Source organism: Acidobacteriota bacterium, from assembly GCA_019347945.1.
Lineage (GTDB): Bacteria > Acidobacteriota > Thermoanaerobaculia > Gp7-AA8 > JAHWKK01 > JAHWKK01.
This window is the reverse complement of record JAHWKK010000010.1, coordinates 15,899-39,847: the sequence shown is the minus strand read 5'-3', so window position 1 is coordinate 39,847 and position 23,949 is coordinate 15,899. Positions and strand designations below refer to the sequence as shown.

24 protein-coding genes are annotated in these 23,949 nt (G+C 62.0%); 8 read left to right on the top strand and 16 right to left on the bottom strand.

Annotated elements, in window-relative coordinates; all coding sequences use genetic code 11:
* Window positions 1–53: 53 nt before the first annotated feature.
* From KY459_08340 to KY459_08330, 3 genes are read left to right on the top strand one after another with little or no spacing between them, the layout of a single operon-like run.
* Window positions 54–680 (top strand): RNA polymerase sigma factor, encoded by a 627-nt coding sequence (locus tag KY459_08340; protein MBW3564719.1) that lies wholly within the window; start codon window positions 54–56, stop codon window positions 678–680.
* Window positions 659–1,555, top strand: a complete 897-nt coding sequence (locus tag KY459_08335; protein ID MBW3564718.1) for a methylated-DNA--[protein]-cysteine S-methyltransferase — start codon at window positions 659–661, stop codon at window positions 1,553–1,555. Before KY459_08340 ends, KY459_08335 begins: the two co-directional genes overlap by 22 nt.
* A complete protein-coding gene (locus KY459_08330) occupies window positions 1,548–2,270 on the top strand; it encodes a serine/threonine-protein phosphatase (GenBank protein MBW3564717.1) in 723 nt (240 codons plus the stop codon). The genes KY459_08335 and KY459_08330 overlap by 8 nt, the downstream gene beginning before the upstream one ends.
* 48 nt (window positions 2,271–2,318) lie before the next feature.
* On the opposite strand, the gene KY459_08325 is transcribed toward KY459_08330, so the two are convergent.
* On the bottom strand, window positions 2,319–2,906 hold the full coding sequence (locus KY459_08325) for a TMEM165/GDT1 family protein (protein MBW3564716.1): 588 nt from the start codon (window positions 2,904–2,906) through the stop codon (window positions 2,319–2,321).
* A gap of 212 nt (window positions 2,907–3,118) precedes the next feature.
* On the opposite strand from KY459_08325, the gene KY459_08320 reads away from it, so the two are divergent.
* Complete coding sequence (locus KY459_08320) at window positions 3,119–4,039, top strand: ATP-binding cassette domain-containing protein (GenBank protein ID MBW3564715.1); 921 nt, start codon at window positions 3,119–3,121, stop codon at window positions 4,037–4,039.
* Window positions 4,036–5,379 (top strand): ABC transporter permease, encoded by a 1,344-nt coding sequence (locus KY459_08315; protein MBW3564714.1) that lies wholly within the window; start codon window positions 4,036–4,038, stop codon window positions 5,377–5,379. Before KY459_08320 ends, KY459_08315 begins: the two co-directional genes overlap by 4 nt.
* 68 nt (window positions 5,380–5,447) lie before the next feature.
* Here KY459_08315 and KY459_08310 read toward each other — a convergent pair whose 3' ends face one another.
* Window positions 5,448–6,467: a hypothetical protein gene (locus tag KY459_08310; protein MBW3564713.1), complete on the bottom strand. Its 1,020-nt coding sequence runs from the start codon at window positions 6,465–6,467 to the stop codon at window positions 5,448–5,450.
* Between the two features lie 98 nt (window positions 6,468–6,565).
* Here KY459_08310 and KY459_08305 point away from each other — a divergent pair, with 98 nt between their 5' ends.
* On the top strand, window positions 6,566–7,978 hold the full coding sequence (locus KY459_08305; GenBank protein MBW3564712.1) for a S8 family serine peptidase: 1,413 nt from the start codon (window positions 6,566–6,568) through the stop codon (window positions 7,976–7,978).
* A gap of 69 nt (window positions 7,979–8,047) precedes the next feature.
* On the opposite strand, the gene rapZ is transcribed toward KY459_08305, so the two are convergent.
* From rapZ to KY459_08240, 13 genes are all read right to left on the bottom strand, one after another.
* Entirely contained in the window at window positions 8,048–8,974 is a 927-nt protein-coding gene (gene rapZ, locus KY459_08300) for an RNase adapter RapZ (protein ID MBW3564711.1), read from the bottom strand.
* A 9-nt stretch (window positions 8,975–8,983) separates the two neighbouring features.
* Window positions 8,984–10,021, bottom strand: a complete 1,038-nt coding sequence (gene hprK, locus KY459_08295) for an HPr(Ser) kinase/phosphatase (protein ID MBW3564710.1) — start codon at window positions 10,019–10,021, stop codon at window positions 8,984–8,986.
* Window positions 10,022–10,038: 17 nt separating this feature from the next.
* Window positions 10,039–10,608 (bottom strand): ribosome-associated translation inhibitor RaiA, encoded by a 570-nt coding sequence (raiA, locus tag KY459_08290; protein ID MBW3564709.1) that lies wholly within the window; start codon window positions 10,606–10,608, stop codon window positions 10,039–10,041.
* A gap of 13 nt (window positions 10,609–10,621) precedes the next feature.
* Entirely contained in the window at window positions 10,622–12,061 is a 1,440-nt protein-coding gene (rpoN, locus tag KY459_08285; protein ID MBW3564708.1) for an RNA polymerase factor sigma-54, read from the bottom strand.
* A gap of 29 nt (window positions 12,062–12,090) precedes the next feature.
* Complete coding sequence (lptB, locus tag KY459_08280) at window positions 12,091–12,870, bottom strand: LPS export ABC transporter ATP-binding protein (protein ID MBW3564707.1); 780 nt, start codon at window positions 12,868–12,870, stop codon at window positions 12,091–12,093.
* Window positions 12,867–14,837, bottom strand: coding sequence for a hypothetical protein (locus KY459_08275; GenBank protein ID MBW3564706.1), 1,971 nt, complete (start codon window positions 14,835–14,837; stop codon window positions 12,867–12,869). The genes lptB and KY459_08275 overlap by 4 nt, the downstream gene beginning before the upstream one ends.
* Before the next feature lie 116 nt (window positions 14,838–14,953).
* Window positions 14,954–16,510 (bottom strand): BatD family protein, encoded by a 1,557-nt coding sequence (locus KY459_08270; protein ID MBW3564705.1) that lies wholly within the window; start codon window positions 16,508–16,510, stop codon window positions 14,954–14,956.
* Window positions 16,507–17,160: a hypothetical protein gene (locus KY459_08265; protein MBW3564704.1), complete on the bottom strand. Its 654-nt coding sequence runs from the start codon at window positions 17,158–17,160 to the stop codon at window positions 16,507–16,509. The genes KY459_08270 and KY459_08265 overlap by 4 nt, the downstream gene beginning before the upstream one ends.
* Window positions 17,157–18,134 (bottom strand): VWA domain-containing protein, encoded by a 978-nt coding sequence (locus KY459_08260; protein MBW3564703.1) that lies wholly within the window; start codon window positions 18,132–18,134, stop codon window positions 17,157–17,159. Before KY459_08260 ends, KY459_08265 begins: the two co-directional genes overlap by 4 nt.
* On the bottom strand, window positions 18,113–19,120 hold the full coding sequence (locus KY459_08255) for a VWA domain-containing protein (GenBank protein ID MBW3564702.1): 1,008 nt from the start codon (window positions 19,118–19,120) through the stop codon (window positions 18,113–18,115). Before KY459_08255 ends, KY459_08260 begins: the two co-directional genes overlap by 22 nt.
* Window positions 19,117–19,860 (bottom strand): hypothetical protein, encoded by a 744-nt coding sequence (locus tag KY459_08250; protein ID MBW3564701.1) that lies wholly within the window; start codon window positions 19,858–19,860, stop codon window positions 19,117–19,119. Before KY459_08250 ends, KY459_08255 begins: the two co-directional genes overlap by 4 nt.
* 23 nt (window positions 19,861–19,883) lie before the next feature.
* Entirely contained in the window at window positions 19,884–20,807 is a 924-nt protein-coding gene (locus tag KY459_08245) for a DUF58 domain-containing protein (GenBank protein MBW3564700.1), read from the bottom strand.
* On the bottom strand, window positions 20,804–21,805 hold the full coding sequence (locus KY459_08240) for a MoxR family ATPase (GenBank protein MBW3564699.1): 1,002 nt from the start codon (window positions 21,803–21,805) through the stop codon (window positions 20,804–20,806). The genes KY459_08245 and KY459_08240 overlap by 4 nt, the downstream gene beginning before the upstream one ends.
* Window positions 21,806–21,856: 51 nt before the next feature.
* Here KY459_08240 and rsmA point away from each other — a divergent pair, with 51 nt between their 5' ends.
* Window positions 21,857–22,660, top strand: coding sequence for a 16S rRNA (adenine(1518)-N(6)/adenine(1519)-N(6))-dimethyltransferase RsmA (gene rsmA, locus KY459_08235; GenBank protein ID MBW3564698.1), 804 nt, complete (start codon window positions 21,857–21,859; stop codon window positions 22,658–22,660).
* Window positions 22,661–22,821: 161 nt separating this feature from the next.
* Window positions 22,822–23,208 (top strand): hypothetical protein, encoded by a 387-nt coding sequence (locus tag KY459_08230; GenBank protein ID MBW3564697.1) that lies wholly within the window; start codon window positions 22,822–22,824, stop codon window positions 23,206–23,208.
* Between the two features lie 75 nt (window positions 23,209–23,283).
* On the opposite strand, the gene KY459_08225 is transcribed toward KY459_08230, so the two are convergent.
* Entirely contained in the window at window positions 23,284–23,739 is a 456-nt protein-coding gene (locus KY459_08225) for a hypothetical protein (GenBank protein ID MBW3564696.1), read from the bottom strand.
* Window positions 23,740–23,949: the final 210 nt, after the last annotated feature.

Genomic DNA, 23,949 nt, shown 5'->3' with positions numbered 1-23,949 from the left:
AGGGTCCGGACCGAAGCGCGAACGCGATGGCCCGATGCCGTGTTACTGAGATTGTGAGAAGCACCTGGACAGGAGGAACGGCTCTGACCGCTGACAGCGAACAACTCGCCCTCGCCGTACATGAATCACGGGACGGCGCCTTCGAGCGGCTGGTCGCGCGGTTCGAGACCTCGCTCTTCAACTATGCGAACAGGCTGCTCCAGAGTCCTCTCGACGCGCAGGAAGTCGTGCAGGACGCATTCGTTCGTGCACACCACGCGCTCACGAGCCAGTACGACGGCCGCCGCGTTCGAGAGCTGGCGCTCAAGCCATGGCTCTTTCGGATTGCACGTAACCTGTCGCTCAACCGGCGGCGCGGTCACAATCACGATCTGGAGCGTCCGCTCTCCGAATTCGACGACGGGAGGATCGGCCCGCTAGTCCCGGCGATATCGGTGACCGGAATCGTCGAGGCGCGGGAGGAAAGGGACGCGCTCGAGCGCGCGATCGAGTCGCTTCCCGACGATGCCCGAGAGCTGATCGTGCTCCGTTTCATGGAAGAGATGTCGTATCAGGAAATCGCAAAGTGCACAGGACAGACCGAATCCGCTCTTCGCGGCCGCGTCTTCCGTTCACTGAAGTTGTTGAGAGCAGCGCTCTCGGAAGGAGAGGCTCAATCATGCAATGCCGAAACGTGCTGACGCATATCGATGCGATGCGCACCGATGAGATCGATTCGCAGGATCGAGACCGCATCCGTCAGCATCTCGACGACTGCCCGAGCTGCGAGGAATCAGTCACTGATCTCGAGGGATTCGCCGCGCTCGCCCGCTCACTTCGTCACTCCCCTTCCGAGTCGCTCGCCGAACGTGTCTGCAGCTCGGTCCTCGATTCTTACGACTCGTTCGATCTCGATGGTGACCGCGTCTGGGTGGCATTCTCGAGCGCCGGTCTCCGCATGGTCGACATCGCCGCTGCCGATGAAAGTGATTTTCGCGAGCGCTACCGCAAGCGTTTCGGGCGCGAGTTGAGACGCGCGCCGATTCCGGAGAACTGCCGCAAGTCGGTCGAAGCGGCGATGCTCGGGCTCCCGATCGGACTCGATGCAATCGATTTCAGCGGACTGACCGAGTTCGAGCGCGATGTGCTGACCACGATCCGAAAGATTCCGCGAGGTGAGGTCCGGCCCTATGCCTGGGTGGCCCGCGCGGTTCGCCGTCCTCGGGCGATTCGGGCCGTCGGCAACGTGATGGCGAACAATCCGATGCCCTTCGTCCTCCCCTGCCACAGAGTCGTCCCGTCGAGTGGCGGCGTCGGCAACTATGCATTCGGCCCTGATCGCAAGCGGAGAGTCCTTCGATCCGAGGGGGCACCGATCGAGCTTCTCGATTCGCTCGCGCGGGAGGGCGTACGGTTCGTCGGTTCCGCCACGACGCGAATCTACTGCTTCCCCTCCTGCAGGGACGCGCGCAGGATCCGGGAGGAGAACCGAGTTCCGTTCAGAAGCGCGGAGGACGCCGCCCGAAAGGGTTTTCGCGCCTGCCTCCGATGCATGCCGGAGACGGCGAGTGCCTGAGACGATACTCGCTCCCCGTACGGTTCCGCACCCGGATGTGCTGGTTCGTCCGCCCGACATCGGCATCGACGCGATCTCGATTCCCGCGGGCGAGTTCACCGGTGATTTCTACTTCACCGAGGAGGTCGGCGGAGATTTCTGGTTCGCGGTAGGCGACGTCGCGGGGAAGGGGCTGAGTGCGTCTCTTCTGGGGGCGCTGATGAAGGAAGAGCTCGATCGAGCGATTTTCGAGTGCGCTTCGTCGAGTCCCGCCGAGCTGGTCGCGCGCATTCATGACGTCGTCGTGCGGGAGATGCCGGGAAACCGGTTCGTCACGGCCATCGTCGGACGGATCGATTCACGTCTGAACATGACGATCGTGAATGCGGGTCATCCTTCGCCTCTGCTCGTCAGCGAGCCGTCCCCTGCCGGCCCGCGCGGTGGCTCGACGGTCTCAATTCCCTCGACCGGTCCGGTCGTCGGAATCCTTCCGGTCTCGCTCTGGCGTGAGGAATCGTTCAGGCTCCGCAGGGGCGACCGGCTCGTGATGTACACCGACGGGCTGATCGAGGCGACTTCGCCTGACGGAGAAGAGATAGGAGAACAGAGAGTCCTCGACATCCTGCAAGGCTCCGATCGGGAATCGATTGCGGAAGAGCTCGTCGCCGGGGCTGACAGTTTTTCGAACGGAATCCAGAGCGACGACCTGACGGTGGTGGTTCTGGAGGTGCGCTGAACGGGTGGCTCGGTGTGCTGTTCCCAGGGAACGGGTGACCGGGTTCGCTCACGACCAGAGGAGCAGGATCACTCCCGAGACGATGAAGATCACGGCGACTCCGACGTCGCGCATGCGATCCGAGATGCGCGCGATGAACGCCCCGACGAGCGCGATGGCGATCACATTCGCCGCGATCAGCCCGGCCGAGGCTCCAGCCCAGACCGGCAGAGGGCGTCCGGTGCCGGCCGCGAGCGCGAGGGTCGCGAGCATCGTCTTGTCCGCGATCTCCGCGAGTACGAACACCGTCGTCGCCGCAGCCACCGGCCGAAACCATCCAGCGGCGCGCACCTCCTTCACTTCTTCTTCCTCCTCTTCGGAGCCTCTGAAGAGCAGGAAGAGGCCGAACCCGATCAGCAATACCGCTGCAGCGATCTGAATCGTTCTCTGCGGAAGAACGTCCTGGAGTGCTCCGCCGAGGAAGGCCGATACTCCCGACACCAGGATGCTGCCGAGCACGAGCGTAATCGCGGTCCGGGCGAATCCGATCTTGGCGGCGAAAGCGACGATGAGCAGCTGGGTCTTGTCGCCGAGCTCGGCGATGAAGACGATCGTGAAAGCGGCCGTCAAAGCCTGCAGATCTTCCGGTGTCGGCATCCCGGGGGGCCTCAGCCATGGTCATGCCAGTATGAGGGATTACGGACTAGGGATTAGGGACTAGGGAAGGAGGCTCACTCCGTTCGCCGCGATCAACTGAGGAGTCCTGGAAGATCTTCAGTGATCCGCAGATCGCGAGCGAAGCGAGCGCACCACCCCTAGTCGCTCGCCTCTCGTCGCTCGCCTCTCGTTCAACCCGTATAATCCGCCCGATGGAAACGATACTCAAGGTGAACGACATCAGAAAAACGTTCGGAAAAGTCCGTGCGGTCGACGGGGTGAGCTTCGAGGTTCCGAAGGGATCGATCACCGGCCTGCTCGGTCGGAACGGTGCCGGGAAGACGACGACGATCCGGATGATCACCGGGATTTTCTATCCGGATGAAGGAACGATTCACTGGGAAGGTGAAGCTGGATCTTTCCAGGACAGGGTCGGTTATCTCCCGGAGGAGCGCGGTCTCTACAAGCAGATGAAGCTGATGGAGCACGTACTCTTTCTGGCGGAGATCAAGGATCGAGTCGGTCCGGAGGTTCGCGAGCGCGCCGAATACTGGCTCGATCGTTTCGAGCTGCTCGAAAAGAAGAACGTGAAGGTCGAAGAGCTCTCGAAAGGGAATCAGCAGAAGATCCAGTTCATCGGCGCGCTGCTCCACGATCCCGATCTGATCATCCTCGACGAGCCGATGTCGGGTCTCGATCCGGTGAACGTCGTCCTGGTACGCAACATCGTGCGGGACCTCCGGGACTCCGGAAAGACTATCCTTCTCTCGACGCACATGATGGGAGAAGCCGAAAAGCTCGCGAATCAGATCGTTCTGATCCACAACGGCAAAGTCGTTCTTTCGGGCCCGCTCGACCAGATCCGCCGGGAAGCTGCACGGAACCGCGTTCAGATTGATTTCGAGGGAGACGCGTCGTTTCTCGAGTCGCTTCCCGGAGTCGAGCGAAGCACCATCCATGGATCCACCGCCGAGATCACGATGAGCGACGGAGCCGATTCCCAGACACTGCTTCGCGACGTCACCGGCCGGATCCCGATCCGGCGGTTCGAGATCGCGACTCCATCACTCGAAGAGATATTCATCGACCAGGTCGGCGCCGGAACGTTGCGCGACGAGGAGCCGGCGGCATGAAGAAGACATTCGCGGTCATCAAGAGAGAGTATCTGCAGGCGGTCAGGAAGAAATCCTTCCTGATTCTCACCGTTCTGATGCCGGGTATCTTCGCTGCCATGATTTTCGTTCCGGCGTTGCTCGCCTCGAAGGCTTTCGGCAGCAAGAACGTCGTCGTCGTCGACGGAACGGGCCGGCTCGGTGCAGCGGTCACCGAAGTGCAGGGCAAGGGAGAGCCGGATGCCGATCGGTCGCCTCTGGATACCGATCGCGGTCCGGAGATCGAAGGAGCCGAGCAGCAAAGCATCAATTCGAACTGGATCGACGCTTCCGGCTCGCCCGACGTTCGCGAGGTCGCGCAGCCGTACCTCGATCGGATGGTCGAGAAGAGTGACGATGGTGACGACGTCATCGATGGCGTCGTGATCATCCCGGGGGACGTATTCGAGAATCCCGAGGCCGAGATGTCGTACTTCAGTCGTTCGGCGACGGAGCTGGTCGCGAAGGAGCGGATCGGGAGATCCGTCAACCGTGAGATTCAACGGACTCGGCTCGCCGAGCGTGGCCTGCCGATCGAGGATCTCGACCAGATCCTGAAGACCGTTCCCTTCGAGACCGTGCAGCTCACCCGCTCGGGCGAAGAGAAGCGTGGCGGTGACATGGGCTTCATCATCGCGTTTCTTTTTGCCGGGCTGCTCATCTTTCCTTCGTTTCTCTACGGCACCGAGGTGATGCGGGGAATCATCCAGGAGAAGACCGACCGGGTCGTCGAGATCCTCATCTCGTCGATGAAGCCGATCGAGCTTCTCGCCGGTAAGGTTCTGGGGCTTGCCGCCGTCGGGCTGACCCAGCTGGCGGTATGGGTGGGGATGGCCGCTCTCCTGTACGGCTACGCGGGCTCGAAGATGCCGGCCGGCATGACTGAGGATTTCTCGTTCGTCCGACCAGCAATCGGCGTTTACTTCATGATCTTTTTCATTCTCGCGTACCTGCAATACGTCTGCGTGTACGCGATTGCGGGAGCGGTCTGCAACTCGGAGAAGGAAGCGCAGCAGTTCATCACTCCCGTCATTCTCATCCTGATGATCCCCTGGATCCTGATGATGCCGATCGTGCTCAATCCCGAATCGGCGATGTCGGTTGGACTCTCGCTCTTCCCGCTCTTTGCGCCGATCACGATGTTCGTACGCATCCTCGTTTCCGAGCCCGCCTTCTGGCAGGTGGCGCTCGCGGTCGCCGGATCGATCCTTGCCATCTGGGTGATGTTCTGGATCACGGCCAAGATCTTCCGCGTGGGGATTCTCTCCTACGGAAAGCGTCCGACGATTCCCGAGCTGTGGCGATGGCTCAAGGTCGCCTGACCTCGCGCAAAGTCACCGGAGCCGGACGATCGTAATCGTCCGGCCCCGGTCATACTCCCCGCCCACGCTCACTCCTCATCCACCTCACTCAGACCACGCCGATCCGGGATCACCCTCACCTCACCGCCCTCGGAACGGATCGTTCCGACCCGGGCCGTCCTGGCGCGAGCTCTGCGCGCATCGTCGATCGTGATCTCCCGTCCCCGCTGCTCACTCTTCGTCTCGAGTCGCGAGGCGCCGCTCACTCCGTTGAACAGAACTGATGGCGCGGCCAGCAGCGTCGGATGAATGAACTCCGCGTCTCCGGTCCGGTTGTCGACGACGGTGACGTACGGAAAGACGACCGACTGCTGTGATGGGTCGTCCAGCAGGAACTCGAGCGTGAGATCCACCCCCGCGATCGGAAGGCCCTGCTGTTCGTGCGCATACGGATGAAGCAGGAACTCGAGCGGCTGGTTGAACGTGTCGGCGATCGGATTTCCTGCACTGTCGTACACCGTGAGGAGGAGAACCACCGTCTCGTCTCCGAGGTTGACCCCCCCGACGTTGGTTCTGAAACCGCTCAGTCCCGGAACGCCGGAGTGGGTCACACCATGGGCGATCGAGGTGATTCCGTCGAACTCGAAATCGAGCAGCCCGGCCCAGACTCCGGGCACTTCCTGACCGTAGCTCCCTCCGGTCGGGGTCACGTTGTAGGTCTTGCTCCGGGCGACAAACGATCGTGAAATCGTGTCGTCGGAAACCCCGGGATTGTCTTCCGGAAAGGTTGCGAGCAGAAGCGAACCCCCGCCCGTCGTCCCGAACCACTCGTCGAGTACGTCGTCGGTCGAGATCGATTCGTTCGGCCCCAGCTCGACGATCACCTCGTCGCCGATCTCTCCATGAGTACGGAGGAAGGTCACCGAGATCACGAGCGTGTACGTGTGCGGATTGAACAGATGGAGGGCCGAACGCCAGGCGGTACCCGCCGCGCCTGGCTGATGCGCGACCGCGGGTATTGCGTACGTATCGTTGACCTGCGCCGACGCTGGTGTGGAGGCGAGGAGTGTCAGCAGTACGACTGTAAGAATGGATCCGGAGATTCTCATGTTCGAGCCTTTCCGGGGTCCGGCATCCTTTGAAACGGTGCCACCCTCAATTCGATTCCTCGTCAAACGGGACATGGATGCGATAATCCGTGGAGGCGATGCAGAAACTCACCAGAGCAACCGTTCATCTTCTGGCCGCCCTCGTGATGGCACCGGCCCACCCGGCCTTTGCGGCCGAGGTGGACCCCGGCATTCCTCCGCTGGAGCCGCAGTACGTATCGCTGCCGACCGAGATCATCCCGCAGACCGTTCCCTATGGGCTCGAACAGATTGGCGCCGTGGCGCTGTGGCGTTTCACACGCGGAGGAACTGCCCGGGTCGGCGTGATCGACAGCGGGATGGATCTTTCGCACCCCGACCTTCCGACCAACTACCGCGGGGGCGTCAATTTCATCAATTCTGCGGAACCTCCGAAGGATCAGATCGGACATGGTACGCACGTCACCGGGATCATTGCGGCTCGTAATGATGCCAACGGTATCGTTGGCGTCGCCCCTGACGCCGACGTCTACATGCTGAGAGTTCTCGACGGAATCGGCCGCCTCTATAACCGTGCATTTCAGAATGCGCTCGACTGGGCCGTTGCGAATTCGCTCGACGTCGTCAACATCTCACTCTCGGTCGAGGACATTCCTGCGAATCGTGAAGCAATCGACCGGGCTCTCGACGCGGGAGTGACGATCATCGCAGCGTCCGGAAACGATTTCCCGAACTCGCAGGAGCTCGGCTATCCCGCGTCGCATCCCGGCGTGGTGTCGGTCGGATCCGTCGACCGGGACGGCATCGTGAGTCCCTTCTCGCAGCGCGGGGTCACCCTCGATTTCGTCGCACCCGGGGTCGAGATCGAATCCTCCGACTGGTACGAGGTCAGAGGAGTGACGACCGCGGACGGCACGAGTTACGACGCGAAAGTGATGGGTTATGCGCCGGACCCGGATCTTCGCGGCCGGATCGTGGCGTGCGGTCTCGGGTTTCCCGAGGACTTTCCCGCGGAGGTCGAGGGTGCGATCGCGCTGATAGAGCGTGGCGAGCTGACTTTCGCGGAGAAAGAGCGAAACGCCGCGGCCGCGGGCGCGGTGGCCGTGATCGTGTTCAACCTCTACGAAGACGACGAGGAGGGGGGCGGAGCGTTCGAAGGTTCCCTCCGCGATCCGGGCGACTGGTTGCCGGTGGTCGGGGTCGCAAGGTCGACCGGCCATTTGCTCGAAGCGATCGAGGGGGAGCTGGTCTGGCTCGGTCCGGAGGAGTTCTCGGTGTGGGGAACGCGGACGGGTACCTCGATGGCGGCACCCTGGGTGACCGGTGCCGTCGCGCTGCTGCGGGCGTTCTCCCCCGAGTCGACTGGCGACGAGATCGTCGCAGCGCTCCGCTCGACCGCGCACGACCTTGGCGATCCGGGACCCGATCCGGTCTACGGATTCGGGCTGATCGACGTGGAAGCGGCGGCTCGCTATCTCGAGCCCGAAAAGTTTTCCTCGCACCGACGCGTTGCGGGCGTCCGCCGAAGGTAGCGGGATTGCGCGGAGATGTCGGACGGGTGAGGCACGTCCGACTACCTCCGATCCTGGCTGGTCGCGACTTCAGGCGGGGCGGGAGCGCCGCTCGATCCGACGCAATCCTTCGCTGCCGTCCGCTGCACGCCTGTCGTCGGCACGGCGAATGTCGCGGTGGATCAGCTCGACCGGGAAGCCGCGCTCGACGAGTTTTCGCGTGAGCGCCTCTCCGACGGCGACTGACCGATGCCTTCCTCCGGTGCAGCCGATTCCGATCGAGAGATAGCTCTTCATCTCACGCTCGTATTGAGGAAGGAGAAACTCGAGAAACTCGGTGAGCCGTTTCACGGTCTCCTTGTAATCGGAGCTGTTCTCGAGAAACTCGACGACCTCCTTGTCCAGGCCTGTCTTCTTGCTCAGGCCTTCGACAAAATAGGGATTCGGAAGAAATCTGAGGTCGAACTGGAGATCGAGATTCGAGGGGCCGGCGTACTTGAATCCGAAAGTCCGGATGGTCACCAGCATCCTGCGCTCGACTCCCATGACGTCGAACCGGTCGACGATGAAGGCCTTGAGCTCGTGGACCGAAAACTGGGATGTGTCGAGCACGATGTCGGCGTCGGACCGGATGGACTCGAGGATCTCGCGCTCGAGCCTGATCGCCTCGATCACCGGCATATCGGAGATCGGATGGGGACGTCTGGTCTCGGAGTATCTGCGTGCAATCACTTCGTCGCTCGCCTCGAGAAACATCAGCACGGCGTTCGTGTGCTTCTGTTTGATCTCGCGGAACAGGACCGGAAACTCCTCGGCGAAGTCATGCGTGCGGACATCGACGACGATCCCGACCTTGTCGAAATTCTCCCCGGCCATCTCGTCGAGAAATCCTCCGACGAGATTCATCGGCAGATTATCGATGCAGTAGAAGCCGAGGTCTTCGAGCGTGCTCTGGACGAAGCTCTTTCCAGCTCCGCTGAGCCCGGTGATGAAAACGAGACTTCCGAACTCACTCACCGCCGCACTCTATTTCGCGTGACGTTTGTTCTTGATTTGCGTGGCATGCTGCAGGACCTGTTTGCTCGGAAACTTCCTTGCCGGGTCTTCCGGCTCGCCGCTCTGTGCGGCGATCCGCTGATCGAGACCCTTCGAGAACTGTTCGGCGGTTCGATAACCCTGAAGTTTGATCAGGTGGTTGCGTGCCGCGATCTCGACGAGAAGGGCGAGGTTCCGTCCGGAAGCTACCGGGAGGCGCACCAGCGGACGGAGAACGTCGAGCATCTCGTGCTGTTCGACATCGAGACCGAGCCGGTCGTACTCGCTGCCTTCGATCCATCGTTCGAGACGAACCACGACATCGATCGGCTTGACCTCGCGGGTCGAGGCCACTCCGAACAGGTCCGCGATATTGATGATCCCGATACCGCGCAACTCCATGTGATGGCCGAGCGCTTCGGAAGCGTAGCCGAGCAGAACGTCATTCGGGTGGCGCTTGATCGTGACGTTGTCATCCGCGATGAGTCGATGCCCGCGGTAGATGAGGTCGAGCGCACACTCGCTCTTCCCCACACCGCTGTCACCGAGCAGCAGTACACCGATGCCGTATACGTCGAGAAGTCCCGCATGCATGGTGATCGTCGGCGCCATCGCTTCCTCGAGAAACCAGGTGATTCGGTTGATCACCTGGGAGGAGAGAGCCTTGCTCGAAAAGAGCGGGACCGAGCTCTTCTCGCATTCCTTGACGAAGTCGTCCAGAGGTTCGATTCCTTTGGTCACGACGTAACAGGAGATGTCGCGCGCAGTCACGTCGCGCACACGCTTCTCCCTGAGCCGGGGAGGAAGGCTGAGGAGGTAGTTGGTCTCGGATTCCCCGATGATCTGAACCCGCCACGGCTTGACGTATTCGTAGTAGCCGGCGAATGCGAGTCCGGGTTTCTGCACGCGCGGCCGTTCGATCGGCCGTTCGAGTCCGTCGAAACCGATGACCTGCGTCAGTTCGAGATCCTCGAGCTCCCCGGAAAGGAGAACTCCCGCTCTCGCGTGAATGAAGTCTTCCTGACGCATTGGGCGCGATTCTCTCCTCAGAACTCCGGTGCGATCAGACCGAAGTTTCCGTCCGCTCGTTTGTAGATGACGGTGACTCTCTCCGTATCCGAGTCTCGAAATACGATGAACTCATTGCTCGAGTCATCGAGCTTCATCGCTCCCTCCTCGACCGTCATCGGTTCGATCGGCAGCCGATCGGTCCGGATGATTCTCGACAGATAGGAGTCGGACGAAGGCTTGCGCGGGAAGATCTGAACCTGCCACTCGCTCCCCCGCTGCTTCGCGGTGGACCCATCCCTGCGGTGATGGTCGGTCATCCGCTCACGTTCCTTGCGGGCCTGGCTCTTCAGATTGCCAATGGTCGCCTTGACGGCCTCTTCCATCGTGTCGGCTTCCTGGATCGATTTCACATCATAATCCTTGCCGACGACGTAGATCTCACAGATGTTCCGGTGCTTTTCCTGCTGCAGAACACATCGCACCTCGATGATGTCGGTGAAGTACTTTTCGATCTTCGAGAACCTTTCTTCGATCAGCTTTCGAAGCCGATCCGTGACTTCGACGTTGCGTCCGGATATCTCGATGGTTTCTGCGGTGACTGTCATTGGCCCTCCTGGCTCAGAAAATGGCCTTTCGATCCGTCGACGACGGAATGTTCAATTCGTCGCGGTACTTGGCCACCGTCCGCCGCGCAATATTGATTCCTTCGTCGTTCAGTATCTTCATGATCTTTGAATCCGAAAGAGGTTTCTTCGGGTCTTCCTGGTCGATATAGGTCCTGATCTTCTTCTTGACGGCCAGGCTCGAGATGTCCTCGCCGTAGTCGCTGTCGATACCACTGTGGAAGAAATACTTCATCAGAAAGACGCCCCGTGGGGTGTGGATGTATTTGTTCGACACGACTCTGGAGACGGTCGACTCGTGCATCTGAATGTCGTCGGCGACGTCGCGAAGAACGAGCGGCCGAAGGTGCTCGATGCCGAGCTCCAGAAACTCGCGCTGGTGCTTCACGATCGATTGTGCGACCTTGTAGATCGTTCGCTGGCGCTGATCGAGCGATTTGATCAGCCAGACGGCGGATCGGATCTTCTCCTTGATGTAGTTGACCGTTTCCCCTTCTTCCTTCGAGTTCATCTGGCTGAGCATTCTCCGGTAGCGGGAGTTGATTCTCAGCTTCGGCATTCCGTCCTCATTGAGGACGATCACGTATTCGTCGCCGACCTTGTAGACGTGAACGTCTGGCTCGACGTAGACCGCTCGCTCTGAGGAGTAGCGGCGACCCGGCTTCGGATCGAGCTGTCTGATCGTCTCGACGACGACCTCGAGCTCCTTCAGCTCGACGCCGATCGCCTTCGCGATCTGGGCGTACTGGCGATTCATGAACAGCTGCCAATGCTGATCGACGACCTGATTCACCACCTCGTCCTCGATCTCCAGCCTTTCGAGCTGGTTCATAAGACACTCTCGCAGATCCCTCGTTCCAACGCCCGCGGGATCGAACGACTGGAGCTTTGCCACCGCCTGATCGATCTCTTCGTCGGTCCAGCTCGAGTCGGCCTCGTGCAGCTCTTCCCGTGACGCTCTGAGGTAGCCGTCCTCGTCGACGTTCCCGATCAGAAAAACGCAGATCTCCTTGATGCGAGGAGGGGCATCCGACATCGAGAGCTGCCATGAGAGATGGTCCCAGAGATCCGGCGGCTTCGTCAGCGTGTTCTCGATCCTGTACTCTTCGTACTCCTCCGACATTCGAGGGTTGTAGCCGTAGTCGACGTAGTCCTGGAAATAGGCCTCGTAATCGATCTCGTCGAACGAATCCTTCTCTCCGGTCTCCGCTTCGCGCGCTTTGTCGTCTTCCTCTTTCCGCTCTTCCTCGGCCTTCGCCTCGGGCTCTTCTTCCTGCTTCGACTCCTCCAGCAGCGGATTTTCCAGCAGTTCCTCGTTGAGGACCTCCTGAAGCTCGAGCTTGCTCAGCTGCAGAAGCTTGATCGCCTGCTGCAGCGAAGGCGTCATGATCAGCTTCTGAGACATCTTGAGGTTGAGTTTCTGTTCGAGTGCCATTTTGAGTGTGGACCGGTGCGGCCCTTCGTTCAGATCAGACTGAACTCTTCGCCGAGGTAAATCCGCCTGACCTCCGGGTCTTCGGAGAGCGTTCGGGGATTGCCCTGTCTGAAGATTTCTCCTTCCTTAATGATATAGGCGCGATCGGTGATTCTTAAAGTTTCGCGCACGTTGTGGTCGGTGATGAGGATACCGATCCCCCTCTCACACAACCCCTGAACGATCTTCTGGATGTCGTAGACTGCGATTGGATCGATTCCCGCGAAAGGCTCATCCAGCAGGATGAATGCCGGATCGATCGCCAGGCTCCGGGCGATCTCGCATCGCCGCCGTTCGCCTCCCGACAAAGAATAGGCCCGGTTTCGCGCGATGTGGGTCAGACCGAACTCCCCGAGGAGTTGCTCGGTGCGCTGAGCTCGTTCGGCAGCCGGCATGTTCCTCGTCTCGAAAACGGCCATCAGGTTCTGCTCGACCGTCAGCTTCCGAAAAATGGACGGCTCCTGCGGCAGATAGCTGATCCCCCGCTTCGCCCTGAGATACATCGGAAGATCGGTGATCTCCTCCCGGCCGAGCATTACGCTTCCGGCGTCGGGACGGGTCAATCCGACCGTCATGTAAAAAGTCGTCGTCTTGCCGGCCCCGTTCGGGCCGAGGAGTCCGACGATCTCACCCTTGCGGATGTCGATCGAAACGTCCCGCACGACCTTTCGACCCCGGTAGATCTTGAGCAGATTCCGGGTCGAGAGCCTGTCGCGGAGCGAGTGCTCTTCGAGGCCGCCTGGGGCGGGTCTTGTCGCGGTTTCGGTCACTGGCTAGAAGGATCATCCGATCCACCGGCCTGATTGTATGTCGCTTCAGTCTGGGAATCACCTCTCTCGACGCGTACGCGGTTGCTGGCCAGGTCGAATACGATCCGCCGCCCTGCCACCGACCCCCTCGCATCGTTGAGAGTGGCGGGATTGCCGTCGACCGAGATCGTTCCGGTTGACAGCTCGTAAACGGCCGAGTCCCCCGTCGCGGACCTCCCGGTCGCCAGCTCCTCGACGATCAATCGCCCATCTGCCGTCATCCTTTCCAGACGGTTCGACTCATTCAGAAACAGCCGCGCCTCCTCGGCTCGCATCACCCTCCCCTGCTGCCGCACCACGACTCCACCGTCGAGCTCGATGACGCTCGCCAGCCGGTCGACGCGCAACCTCGGAGCCTCGATCTCGACCGGCGAACCAGCGGGAGCGTTCGGGTCGACCAGATCCCCTCTCACCTTTCCCCGGGCGATCACGTCATTGCCGCCGTTGGTGATCTGGATGTCGTCCGCGAAAAGCGTATTTCGGCCCTGCCAGGCACGCACGCTTCCACTGAAAGCGGCAAGATCGTCGTCCTCTCTCACCACCATCGAATCCGAGTTGACGAAGACCGGACTCGATTCGTCGCCGAACAGATTTGCCGATCCCCCTCCGGAGAGCTCGGCGACGACCTGGTCGCGGGCTCTCAGAATGCTGCTCCCGGGCTCCAGCTCGATCACCCCTGCCTTCACCTTGTAGGACCCGCTCTCGATCGTCGGGCTCTTCTCGACCGAGCCGGTGAGCCTGATCAGATCACTCCCCACATTGAAAATCGCGTTCGTCGAAGTCGCGGTGGCCTCCGGGTTGGAGAATCGAACGTTCCCGTCCATCATCACGTGACTTACCTGACCGTTGCGCTGGTCGATCGTCATGACCGTGCGCTCGGCCTCGATTGCACCCGCGCGCTCCCCCGTTTCCACGATCCGGACACTGCCGCTTCCTTCGATCGACTCGGCCCGCTTCCGGGTGAAGTTGACCGTCATCAGGTCCGCCTCGACCGACCGTTCGACCGCGCCTTCCAGCCTCGCACGAACCCGCTTTCCTTCCCCCGATCGTGCCGTGATCGCGCGGATCTCCCCATCGCCATCCACTCTCACGTCGAACGCGGCTGCAGTGATCTCCCGGTTTCCCGGCATTGCGGAGACATTGACGCCGCCGATCGCCGAATCGGAGGCGACGATCATCTGGACGTTTCCCCTTCCCTCCATTCCGACCAGCTGCGTCCGATCGGCGTCGAATACGACGATCAACTCGTCGGATCGAACAATGTCGGTCCGCTGCTGAAGCGTGACATCGCCGCTGAATCGAGTCTCGCCCGAGCCGCGGTTCAGGTTCGCCTCCGACGCCTCGAGCGTGAACGGGTCTGCTTCCCCCGCACGCTGCATCGCAAAGTCGACGCCCCCGTGAAGCCGCAGCGACGCCTCCTCCACATCGAGGTCGACCCCGTTGGCGCTTCCCCGCCACGGCGGCATCGTGAAGCGGACCGGGATCTCATTCTCCAGCGTGGTACCGTCGAAGACAATTGCCTCCGTGCGCAGATCGAGCCCGTCGCTCGAGGTCACCCGGACCCCTCCGTCGGCCCTCGCCTCGCGCGTTTTCGCCTGAAGCTCGACCCGCGGCGCATCCAGCTCGTAGGTTCCACCGTCCTCCGAGAAGAACGTCAGCCTCGCCTCTTCCAGCCGGTACCATCCCGACTCAAAACCGACCGTCTTCCTCGCCCGGATCTTCGCCACGATTCGCGAGCCGACCAGATGCGTGTCCTCGAACTCGTACGAGATCAACTCGGCGCGATCCGCTCCCCGGCTTTCGTCGGTCGCTTCGAGCGCCTCGACGTCCGGAGCGCGATCCCTCCAGCTCACAACGAGCAGGATCGCGAACAACGCAAAGAGCGTCGGCAGAGCTATTCTGAGACGCTTGACCAGTTCAGGCTGCATGCGCACACCCGCAACATCGCTGCATTACCGTTAGTTCCGCGGATCTCACGACCCATCGTCGTGCCGATGAATAGATCATTTTGTCGATTATATTGAGCATTAAATGGTATGAACTGTCAACGGCGACTCATCTCATCGGCGAGCTCGCCAAGGCGTGCGGCGATCAGGGAGGACAGCTCGTCCGCTCTCCACGGCTCCCGGCGCCTCTCGTCGATCGCCGAAACCACCGATCGCCACGTGTCCTCGAGCTCTCCTACCCCGGCCTCGAGGTCCTCGGGTCTCAATCCGTGCCGCACGAGCACCCGCTCGACCGACTGCCTCGAGTCGCTCTGCCCGGCAGCAACCAGGAGCTCCTTTTCGATCCGGCGCCTGAGGCGGGACCGTCTTCGGCTCCCGATCAGCAGAGAGAGTCCGAGGACCGCCGCGAGTGCCAGCGCCCCGGCAATCAGTATGGCTGAACGCGTTCCTTCGCCTTCGACTCGCCGCGTCTCCGGAGGCTCCCCGCCGATCTCCGCGCCGGCGTCGGGCGCGGAGGGGGGCGTTCGGGAGGCCATCGCGATGATCCTGTGCGGCCTGCAGGAAACCGTTCGCTCCGTCTTCATCCCGGTATCGAAGAACGAAAACGTGAGCTCGGAAAGATCCATCGCGCCGGAGTCCTTCGGGAAGATCAGGTAGCGCCAGTTCCGGCTCATTCCGAGGACCTTCCCGTCCCAGGTCCAGCTCACCGGACCGGGCTCGATCCGTGTGAGGGCATCGATCTCCCTGTTCCAGGCTGGCGGACGGACGGTCCGAAGGTTTCCCTCCCCTCGCAGCCTCACGTCCATCACGACCGGTCCCGCGGGCGAAACGGTCGGGCGCGAGCACTCCATTTCGAACTTTCCGAGGTGCCGCGCGCCCGGCGGACGGGGCGCAACGGAGATGGTCAGAGGTCGGGAGCGCCGCCTGACCGAAACCGGAAGCCGCGCACCGAAAAGGTCGGTCCAGCGCCCCGATCGATCGAGGTTCACAATCACCTCGACGTACCCGATATCGTGCTCGCCGGCCGAGAGGGGGACCAGAGCAAGCCTCTTGATCGAGCGAACGACGTAGATTTTTCCGGCGATCCGCTCGATCCGATCGTCGCCGGGATCGATCTCCTCGACCAGAAAGCCGTCAGTATCGGGCACTTCCTGCACGACCGTACGGGTCACTGCTTCCTCGGAGACCAGATCCCAGCTGACGATCACCTGAGCTCCCTCCCACGTCTCGGTGTCCTCGGTTCGGGCGATCAGCCACGGACCCGGCCCCGCGAGCCTCTGTGCGAGCCCCGCGCGCACGCTCGATTCCATGACATTGAGGTGGACCCGGATCGCAGAAGCCCCGCGATTGAACACGATCGGCCCGATCCAGGCCGGTCCCGGATCACCGGCGACGGCCCGATAACGGTACCTCCTGATCCTCTCGACTTCCCCGTCGATCCGGCGATACTCGGTGGACTGATCGGGCGGCCCATCGATTGTGACGTTCGAAGCATCGATCTCTTCCGGGGCCTTCGACCAGTCATCCCCTTCGAGCACGAGATCGAAGTCGAAGAGCTCTCCCGTTTCGACGGTCTCCGGAACTCCCTCGATCGAAACTTCGGCCGCGACGGGACTTGCGATCAGAAGAATCAGGAGCAGAAAGATCCGGTTCACCAGTCGTTGCCCCGGCTTCGGGCTCGTGCACGACGCATCCTCGAAAGCTCTTCCCGCTCCTGATCTTCGACCGACTGCAGGATCGATTCGAGCCGGGGGTCGGATTCGGCCTCGCTCCCCTCCTCCGACTCTCGGCCCTCCTGTTCGCCCTCCTCGGGTTGCTGCTGCTGATCCTCGCCTTCCTCTCCGCCTCCGCGCTGTTCCTGGTTGCGGCTTTGTTCCTCCTCGCGCTGTTGCAGCGCAATCTCGAGGTTTCGCTTGGCGTTGCGATTGCCCGGGTCGAGTCTCAGCGACTGCTTGAGCGCCTCGATCGATGCCTCCAGATTCCCGTTCCCGAGCTCGAATGTCCCTTCGTTGTAGAAGGATGCGGGTGCGAGACCAGGATCGGTCCGGGCTTGTTCGAGGAAGCGGAGCGCGAGATCTCGCTCGCCTCCCGCGGCCAGTGTCGTTCCGAGATTGAAGGCGGAACCGGGGTCTTTCCGTATCTGCCAGGCGGTTCCGAATGCCTCCGCTGCCGCGCCCGTCTCCTCCCGCTCCCACGCCTCGATTCCCTCTGCGGCCGCACGCGACGAGCTCGACTCCCGAGTGAGCGCGCTCCAGACGGTTCCGAACGACAGAGCCCCGATGATCATGGGAACCAGGAGCTTCATTCCGCACCCCTCCTGACGAAAGAGGAGAGAAGAAAGAAGAGGAGAGCAATGCCGAGCGGAAGCTGATACCGATCGGCCGGAACCGCGACGGTAGCGTCATCCTCGGCGGTGCCGCCTCGTCCGATGGTGCTGGCGATCCCGCGCACACCGCTCTCGTTGAAGGGATTCTCGAAATACGACCCGCCCGTTTCCGCCGCGATCTTCCGGAGGTCCTCCGGACGTGCCCGGCTGACGACGATCCTGCCGTCATCATCCCGGAGGTTCCCATCATCGGCAGGGATCGGGCCACCTGCGAGAGTGCCGACCAGCACGGTGTGGATCCGCACGTTTCGCTGGCGAGCTGTTTCCAGCGCGCGATCGACGGTTCCACCGCGGTTCTCGCCGTCGCTGACCAGTATCATCATTCCGGAATCCGTCCCGGCGCGCTCGAAGAGGTCGAGCGCGGTGGTGAGCGCGAGCCCGATGCTCGACCCCGATGTGACCAGCTCCCCGGTGCCGATCGACTCGAGCATGAGGCGGACCGCAGCATGATCGTCCGTGATCGGTGCGAGGGTCTCGGCGCTCCCCTCGAAAACGACCAGCCCGACGCGCCCTCCGATGCGATTGAGAACCTCGTTCATGATCGCTTTTGCGACTGACAGTCGCGGGGCACCGACGTCTTCGACCAGCATGCTGTTCGAAACATCCAGAACGATCACCGTCGACTGAGTCGACGTCATCGTCGGCATCTCGACCATTCCGTATCTCGGCCCGGCTATCGCTACGAGCGCGGAAACGACGGCGAGACTCCAGAGCCAGGGCGCCGCTGCGCGCGCCGGAAGACCGACACCACGAAGGCGCTCCGACTGAAACCGGTTCGCCCGCCGGCGTCTCTGCTGCTCCATCCAGTACCCGACGATCCCGAGGACGAGCGCGAGCGGAATCAGAGCCAGAAGCTCCGGTCTGGCAAAGGTCAGCTGGGTATCCGGATCCATAGTGTGTTCCCGCTGAGTGCTGAAATGAAAAGGAGAGCAAGGCCCCAGGTGAGCGGCCGGAAATAGCGATCCTCGACCCGGTAATGTTCCGGAGCTTCGAGCTCGGAGCGTTCGAGCTCGTCAATCCGATCGAGCACCGCCTCGAGCGCCTCCGAATCCGTGGCACGGAAGTAGTGTCCTCCCGTGACTTCCGCCATACGCTTCAGTATTTCCTCGTCGAGATCCGCCCGGATGTACTGATAGCGCGTTCGAATCTGATTAGTGAAGGGATCCTGGAATCTCACCGGAACCGGCACGGGTCCGAGACTCCCCACCCCGATCGTATAGACGCGGATTCCCAGCGCGGCGGCGAGCTCCGCAGCGGTGTTGGGATCGACCGTGCCGGAGTTGTTCACGCCATCGGTCAGGAGAATGATGACGCGTGACTCGGTTTTCGAGGGTCTGAGTCGATTCACGGCCGTCGCGACCGCCTGGCCGATCGCCGTACCGTCCCCGTTCTCGCCGATCTGTGCTGCCGCCAGGCTCATTCTCGCGATGTCGCGATCGAACGAGACGGGCGCTCGTGTGGCCGCTCTGGAACCGAACGTGACGATCCCGATACGGTCATCGGTGCGCTGGTCGATGAACTCCGACACGAGGCGCCGGGCGACGGCGAATCGGTTGTCGGGGCGGAAGTCCTCCGCCGCCATACTGCCGGATGCATCGAGGACAATCGCGATGTCGATTCCCTCCCGCTGGTTCTCCGACGTCTCGACCCATTGGGGTCTGGCCAGTGCGATGATCACGAGGATCAAGCCCGCGAGCTCGAGCGTGAAAGGGATCCATCGAGTCGGTCCTGCTTTCGCTCGCGCGGTGTCGACGAGCTGCAGCGATGAGAAGCGGAATGCGAAGCGACCCCGGCGCGTGTCCCCGATCGCCAGCCACACTCGCAGAACCAGCAACAGCACGACCCCGAACCAGAGCGGATCAGCCCACTGGGTGCTCATGCGGCCACCTCGCGCGGTTCGAGCGACGCGAATTGTTCGGCGAGCATGAAAACTTCGTCGAACCTGCCCGGATCAGCTCCCCAGCCTGAAAACTTCTCCCTGTCGCCAAACCGGAGAACAACGGCGAGCGCGTGGCCGTAACGACGGGACATCCGGAGCGTGGTCTGCGCGATCACCTCGGCCGAGGTGAGCTCCAATCCGAGATTTCCGTCGAGCTCGGACAGTAAAGCCCGAAGCGCGTTCGCGAGCTCCGAATATCGATCCGCGTTCTGGTCCAGTGCCCGGATGCGCTCGAGCTCCTCACGAAACGTCCGGCGTCGGATCCGGGAGCCTTCCTTTGCGACGCCTCTTCGGACGCGCAGCAGAGGAAACCAGAGAAGCAGAGCAGCGAGCGTCGCGACGGCCGGGAGGATCCAGCCAATCGGTTGTATGCGGGGCGGCACCGGGCCGGACAGCGGAGCCGGGTCGGTCTCACCTTCGGCGAGGACCGATTGAATCGTCTGCGGAATGACCAGGCTTCGAGCGCGTCCGAAACGGTCGACAATCTCGAATCGAAGTTCGAGATCTCCGGGACGGAAGGCTCGCAGAACCATGTGGCTGCCGTCTTGCGAGATGACCTCCCAGTCCGGGCTCTGCCCCGGCGCCGGCAGGAGACGGGCGCCCGGCTCGATCGGATAATCGATCGCAAACGGCTCTCCCACGGTCGGAGCAGCAGCAGCCGCCGCCGCCAGGCCGATCACGAGGAGGAACAGGATCAGATTTCTCAGGATGCGATCCTCCTCGAGGATCTGGCGATCCTGCTCTCGAAGAAACGAATCAGATCCCGATCGAAGGGACGGACGGTCGACAGATTGAGGACGTCGGTTGCGGACCGGATTGCCTCCCGTTCGAGCGAGCGCTCCACCTGGGCGAACAGCTGCGAGGTGCCCGCTCTGCCGAGATCGACGGCGATGCGCTCCCCGGTTTCGGCATCCTCGAGCTCCGCGATACCACGCGACGGAAAAGCGCGCTCGCGAGGATCGAGAATCCTCGTGATGATCAGATCGTGCCGGAAGGCGACCGGGCGGAGCGCCGGTTCGCTTCCTCCGAGGAGATCCGTCAGGAGGATGATGATCGACTGGCGCTTCAGCGTTGCTGCGAGAAACTCGGCCAGTACGGCATAGTCGGATCCTCCATGACACCGCGATCCGGCGCCGAACGCGTCACGCACCAATCGCTGGACGTGCTGCGTCGAGCGGCCCGGACGAAGATGGGCGCGGATCTCGTCACCGAACGTGACCAGACCGACCCGGTCGCGGCTGTGATTCGCGGCGAAGGCGAACACCGACACCAGCTCGACCGCGACGTCGATCTTCCGTCGGTCGACCGAACCGAATCCCATCGAGCCTGAAGTGTCGAGACAGATCATGATGGTCAGATCCCGCTCCTCGATGAACTCCTTGACATGGGGTACTCCGCTCCGTGCCGTCACGTTCCAGTCGATCGTTCGAATGTCATCACCCGGCTGATAGTGCCTCAACTGATGGAACTCGATGCCGCGTCCGTGAAATGCCGCATGAAACTGACCGGTGAAACCTTCCCTGATCAGCTTTGCAGTCGTCAGCTCCAGATGGCGCAGACGTCTTGCGTCCGCATCTTCGCGCGGCGCGGGCGACTCTCTCCGAAACCAATCCAGAAATCGCTTCACGGTACCGGTACGGCCCCCAGAATCTCCCGGATCATCATGTCGGGAGTCATTCGCTCGGCAACCGCTTCGTAGGTTGGAATCAACCGATGCCGGATCACATCCGGCGCGACGTCCTTGACGTCCTCCGGAACCACATACCCTCTCCCCTGGAGGAATGCGAACCCTTTCGCCGCGTGTGCCAGCGCGATCGAGGCGCGTGGAGAAGCACCGAACTCGATCTTTTCCCGCAGCCGGACAATCCGTCCCTCCCGCGGGTCCCTGGTGGCGGACACGATGGCGACGATGTATCGGATGATCCGCTCGTCGACGTGCACTCGCGAGACCATCGCCATGAGAGCTTCGAGATCGTCGAGGTTCAGGATCTTCCGGATGTCGATCTCCATGCTCGCTGGATCGAGGTACATCGCCAGCATCTTCTCCTCCTGCTCCCGCTCCGGATAATCGACCATTACCTTCATCAGAAAGCGGTCGACCTGCGCTTCCGGAAGCACGTACGTCCCCTCCTGTTCGATCGGGTTCTGGGTCGCGATGACCAGAAAAGGATCGGGAAGTGCCCATGTGGCGTCTCCGATGGTCACCTGTCGCTCCTGCATCGCTTCGAGCAAACCGCTCTGAACCTTCGCCGGGGCCCGGTTGATCTCGTCGGCCAGAACGATGTTGGCGAAGATCGGCCCCAATCGCGGCGTGAAGATGCCGCGCGCGGGGTCGAAGATCAGGGTTCCTGTGAGATCGGCCGGCAGAAGGTCCGGGGTGAACTGGATCCTCTTGAACGTCCCTTCGACCGACGATGCTAGAACCTTCGCCAGCAGGGTTTTGGCCAGTCCCGGGACCCCCTCGAGCAGCACGTGGCCGCGAACCAGCAGTGCCACGAGAAGCCGATCGATCAGGCGCTCCTGGCCCACGATCGCCCGAGAGATCTCCCTCCTGAGAGCGACGATCCGCTCATGGGCAGCGGCCAACCGCTCATTCATCGTCTGCTCGTCGAGTTGTTCGACCATTCCTCCTCCGCTTTCCACCTGTTTTGAAGCTTCCTGAGTTACTTTAACGCAGTGAACGGGCCATCGAATCACACGCCACAGAAACGTTGGGGGCAGAATTTTCTCCAGGATCGGCGGGCGATAGACCGTATCGCCCATGCGATCGATCCCGAGCCGCGGGCGGTCGTGCTCGAGATCGGACCTGGAAAGGGTGCTCTGACGGAAGCGCTGCTCGATCGAGGCTTGTCCGTCACGGCTCTCGAGATCGATCCGGATCTGGTGGCCTGGCTTCGCTCGAAGTTCGAGGGGCGGGATCTCGAGGTCGTCGAGGCCGACGCCGTCGAGGCACCGCTCCCGCCGGGAGCGTTCCACGCCTTCGGAAACCTCCCTTACAACGTCGCCAACCCGATCATCGCGCGGATCGTTCGCCACCCCGGTTTTCTCAGCGCTGCCTTCATGGTTCAGAAGGACGTGGCCGAACGCTACGTCTCCCCCCCTGGCCGCAAGAGCTACGGGTACCTGACCGTCGCGACGAAGATTCACGCGGACTGCGAGCTCGTCCTCGAGCTCGGACCGGGGGCGTTCCGTCCCCAGCCGAAGGTGAGAAGCGCGGTTGTTCGATTCGAGCGTGCGGAGCCCGACCTGATGACTCCTGCAGATGCACTCGAGGAGCTGATCTCCGCAGCTTTCCGGATGCGAAGAAAGACGCTTATCAACAACATCCTGGCGGGATTCGAGGGGCCGTCGCGCCAGGCGATCGAGAGCGCCCTCGGAGACGCGGGAATCGAGCCGGCCGCCCGGGCCGAATCGCTCACGCTCGACGACTTCGACCGGCTGGCTGTGGCTCTCGGCCTGGGGAAAGCGCCCAGCCGCTGATTGACACCTCCGAGAAGCCACGCGGATTCGTGGCATCGACGCGGCGCCCATGAAAGTCCGGCGGGCAGGAGGAACGCCATGCTCCTGGAAGCACGACCCGACCGGTACAATCATCCGTCGCGGGCAGCCGTCTGAGGAGCTGCTTCGTCGCGAGGCGACATTTGAAGCTTTCAACAGGGACAGGACCCGATCTCTCCGAGCCGACCTCCGATCAGATCGTGAACGCGATCAGATCTCTTCCCGGAGGCGTCGACTCGTTTGTCGTTCTTGCGCGGTCCGATCATTTTTTCCTGCAAACCGCGGGCTCTCGTGAAGAGGGGTATCAACTCGAATACAAGGAGCTCGACGATTCCCGGCACTTCGAGGCGACCGGAAAGAGTCTGTCCGAGGAGGAGCTGATCCAGGTGTTCCTCGCCTACGCTCGCGGAGACGACAGTTGGAAACAGCAACACCAATGGAAGCCGCTCCACCGGTCGGGTGGCTGCGGTTCGGCAGCCGGGTCGCTCCTTCTTCTGGGCGCTCTCATCGCCCTGGCCCTCGCGGTCTGATTGAAACTGCCTGATCCGGCCACGCCACGACATCGCTCTTCGTCGCGGCAGTCCTGGTCGTTGAGCCCGCCCGGGTCAACCGGTGCAGGTTGGCGACTCGACCGATGCGACCGCTGGGAGCTGGTTCGCACGATGGACTTTGATCCGGTGCACCGAGGCTTTCGCTGCGAGGGAAGTGAGCTCGTCGATGGCGCGGCCATTCAACCATACGGCGCTGAAGCCCCCGAGTGGTTCGGTGGATGGGGTCAGGGACAGCCGGGCGAGCTCGGGAGTGGGTACGGCCGCGGTGGGTGTTTCGCTTACCTCCTCCGGCGACGGGATCTGCTCCGCGAGAACGAGCTCCACATCGGTGCGGACTCCGTCGGATGAACCGGAAAGGGGAAGCGCCGAGACGATCAGAGACTCGAACAGTCGACCAGAAAAACCGGCAACTACACTGCAGAGCGTGACCGGGCGCTCAGGCAGAACCGATTGGCCGGTCGCTGCGACCAGAAGGAGTATACCTACCGCTAGGAGGATCGGTCGTCTCATCGTCGTCTCGACGCTTCTCACTCATAAAGACGTCCCGGAAGCTCGGTGGGTTCGTCGGCCGGCCAGGCTTTGACTGCTCCGTCACACTGTTTCGGGTAGAGACCGGATTCTGTCGTCCGTTGAAAGGGGCTCGGGCATTGAGAGGCGTCGCGGTTGTGTGCCCCGGCTGAAAGCCGGGGGTGCGCTCTGGCGCCGCCTTTCGGCGGCTTA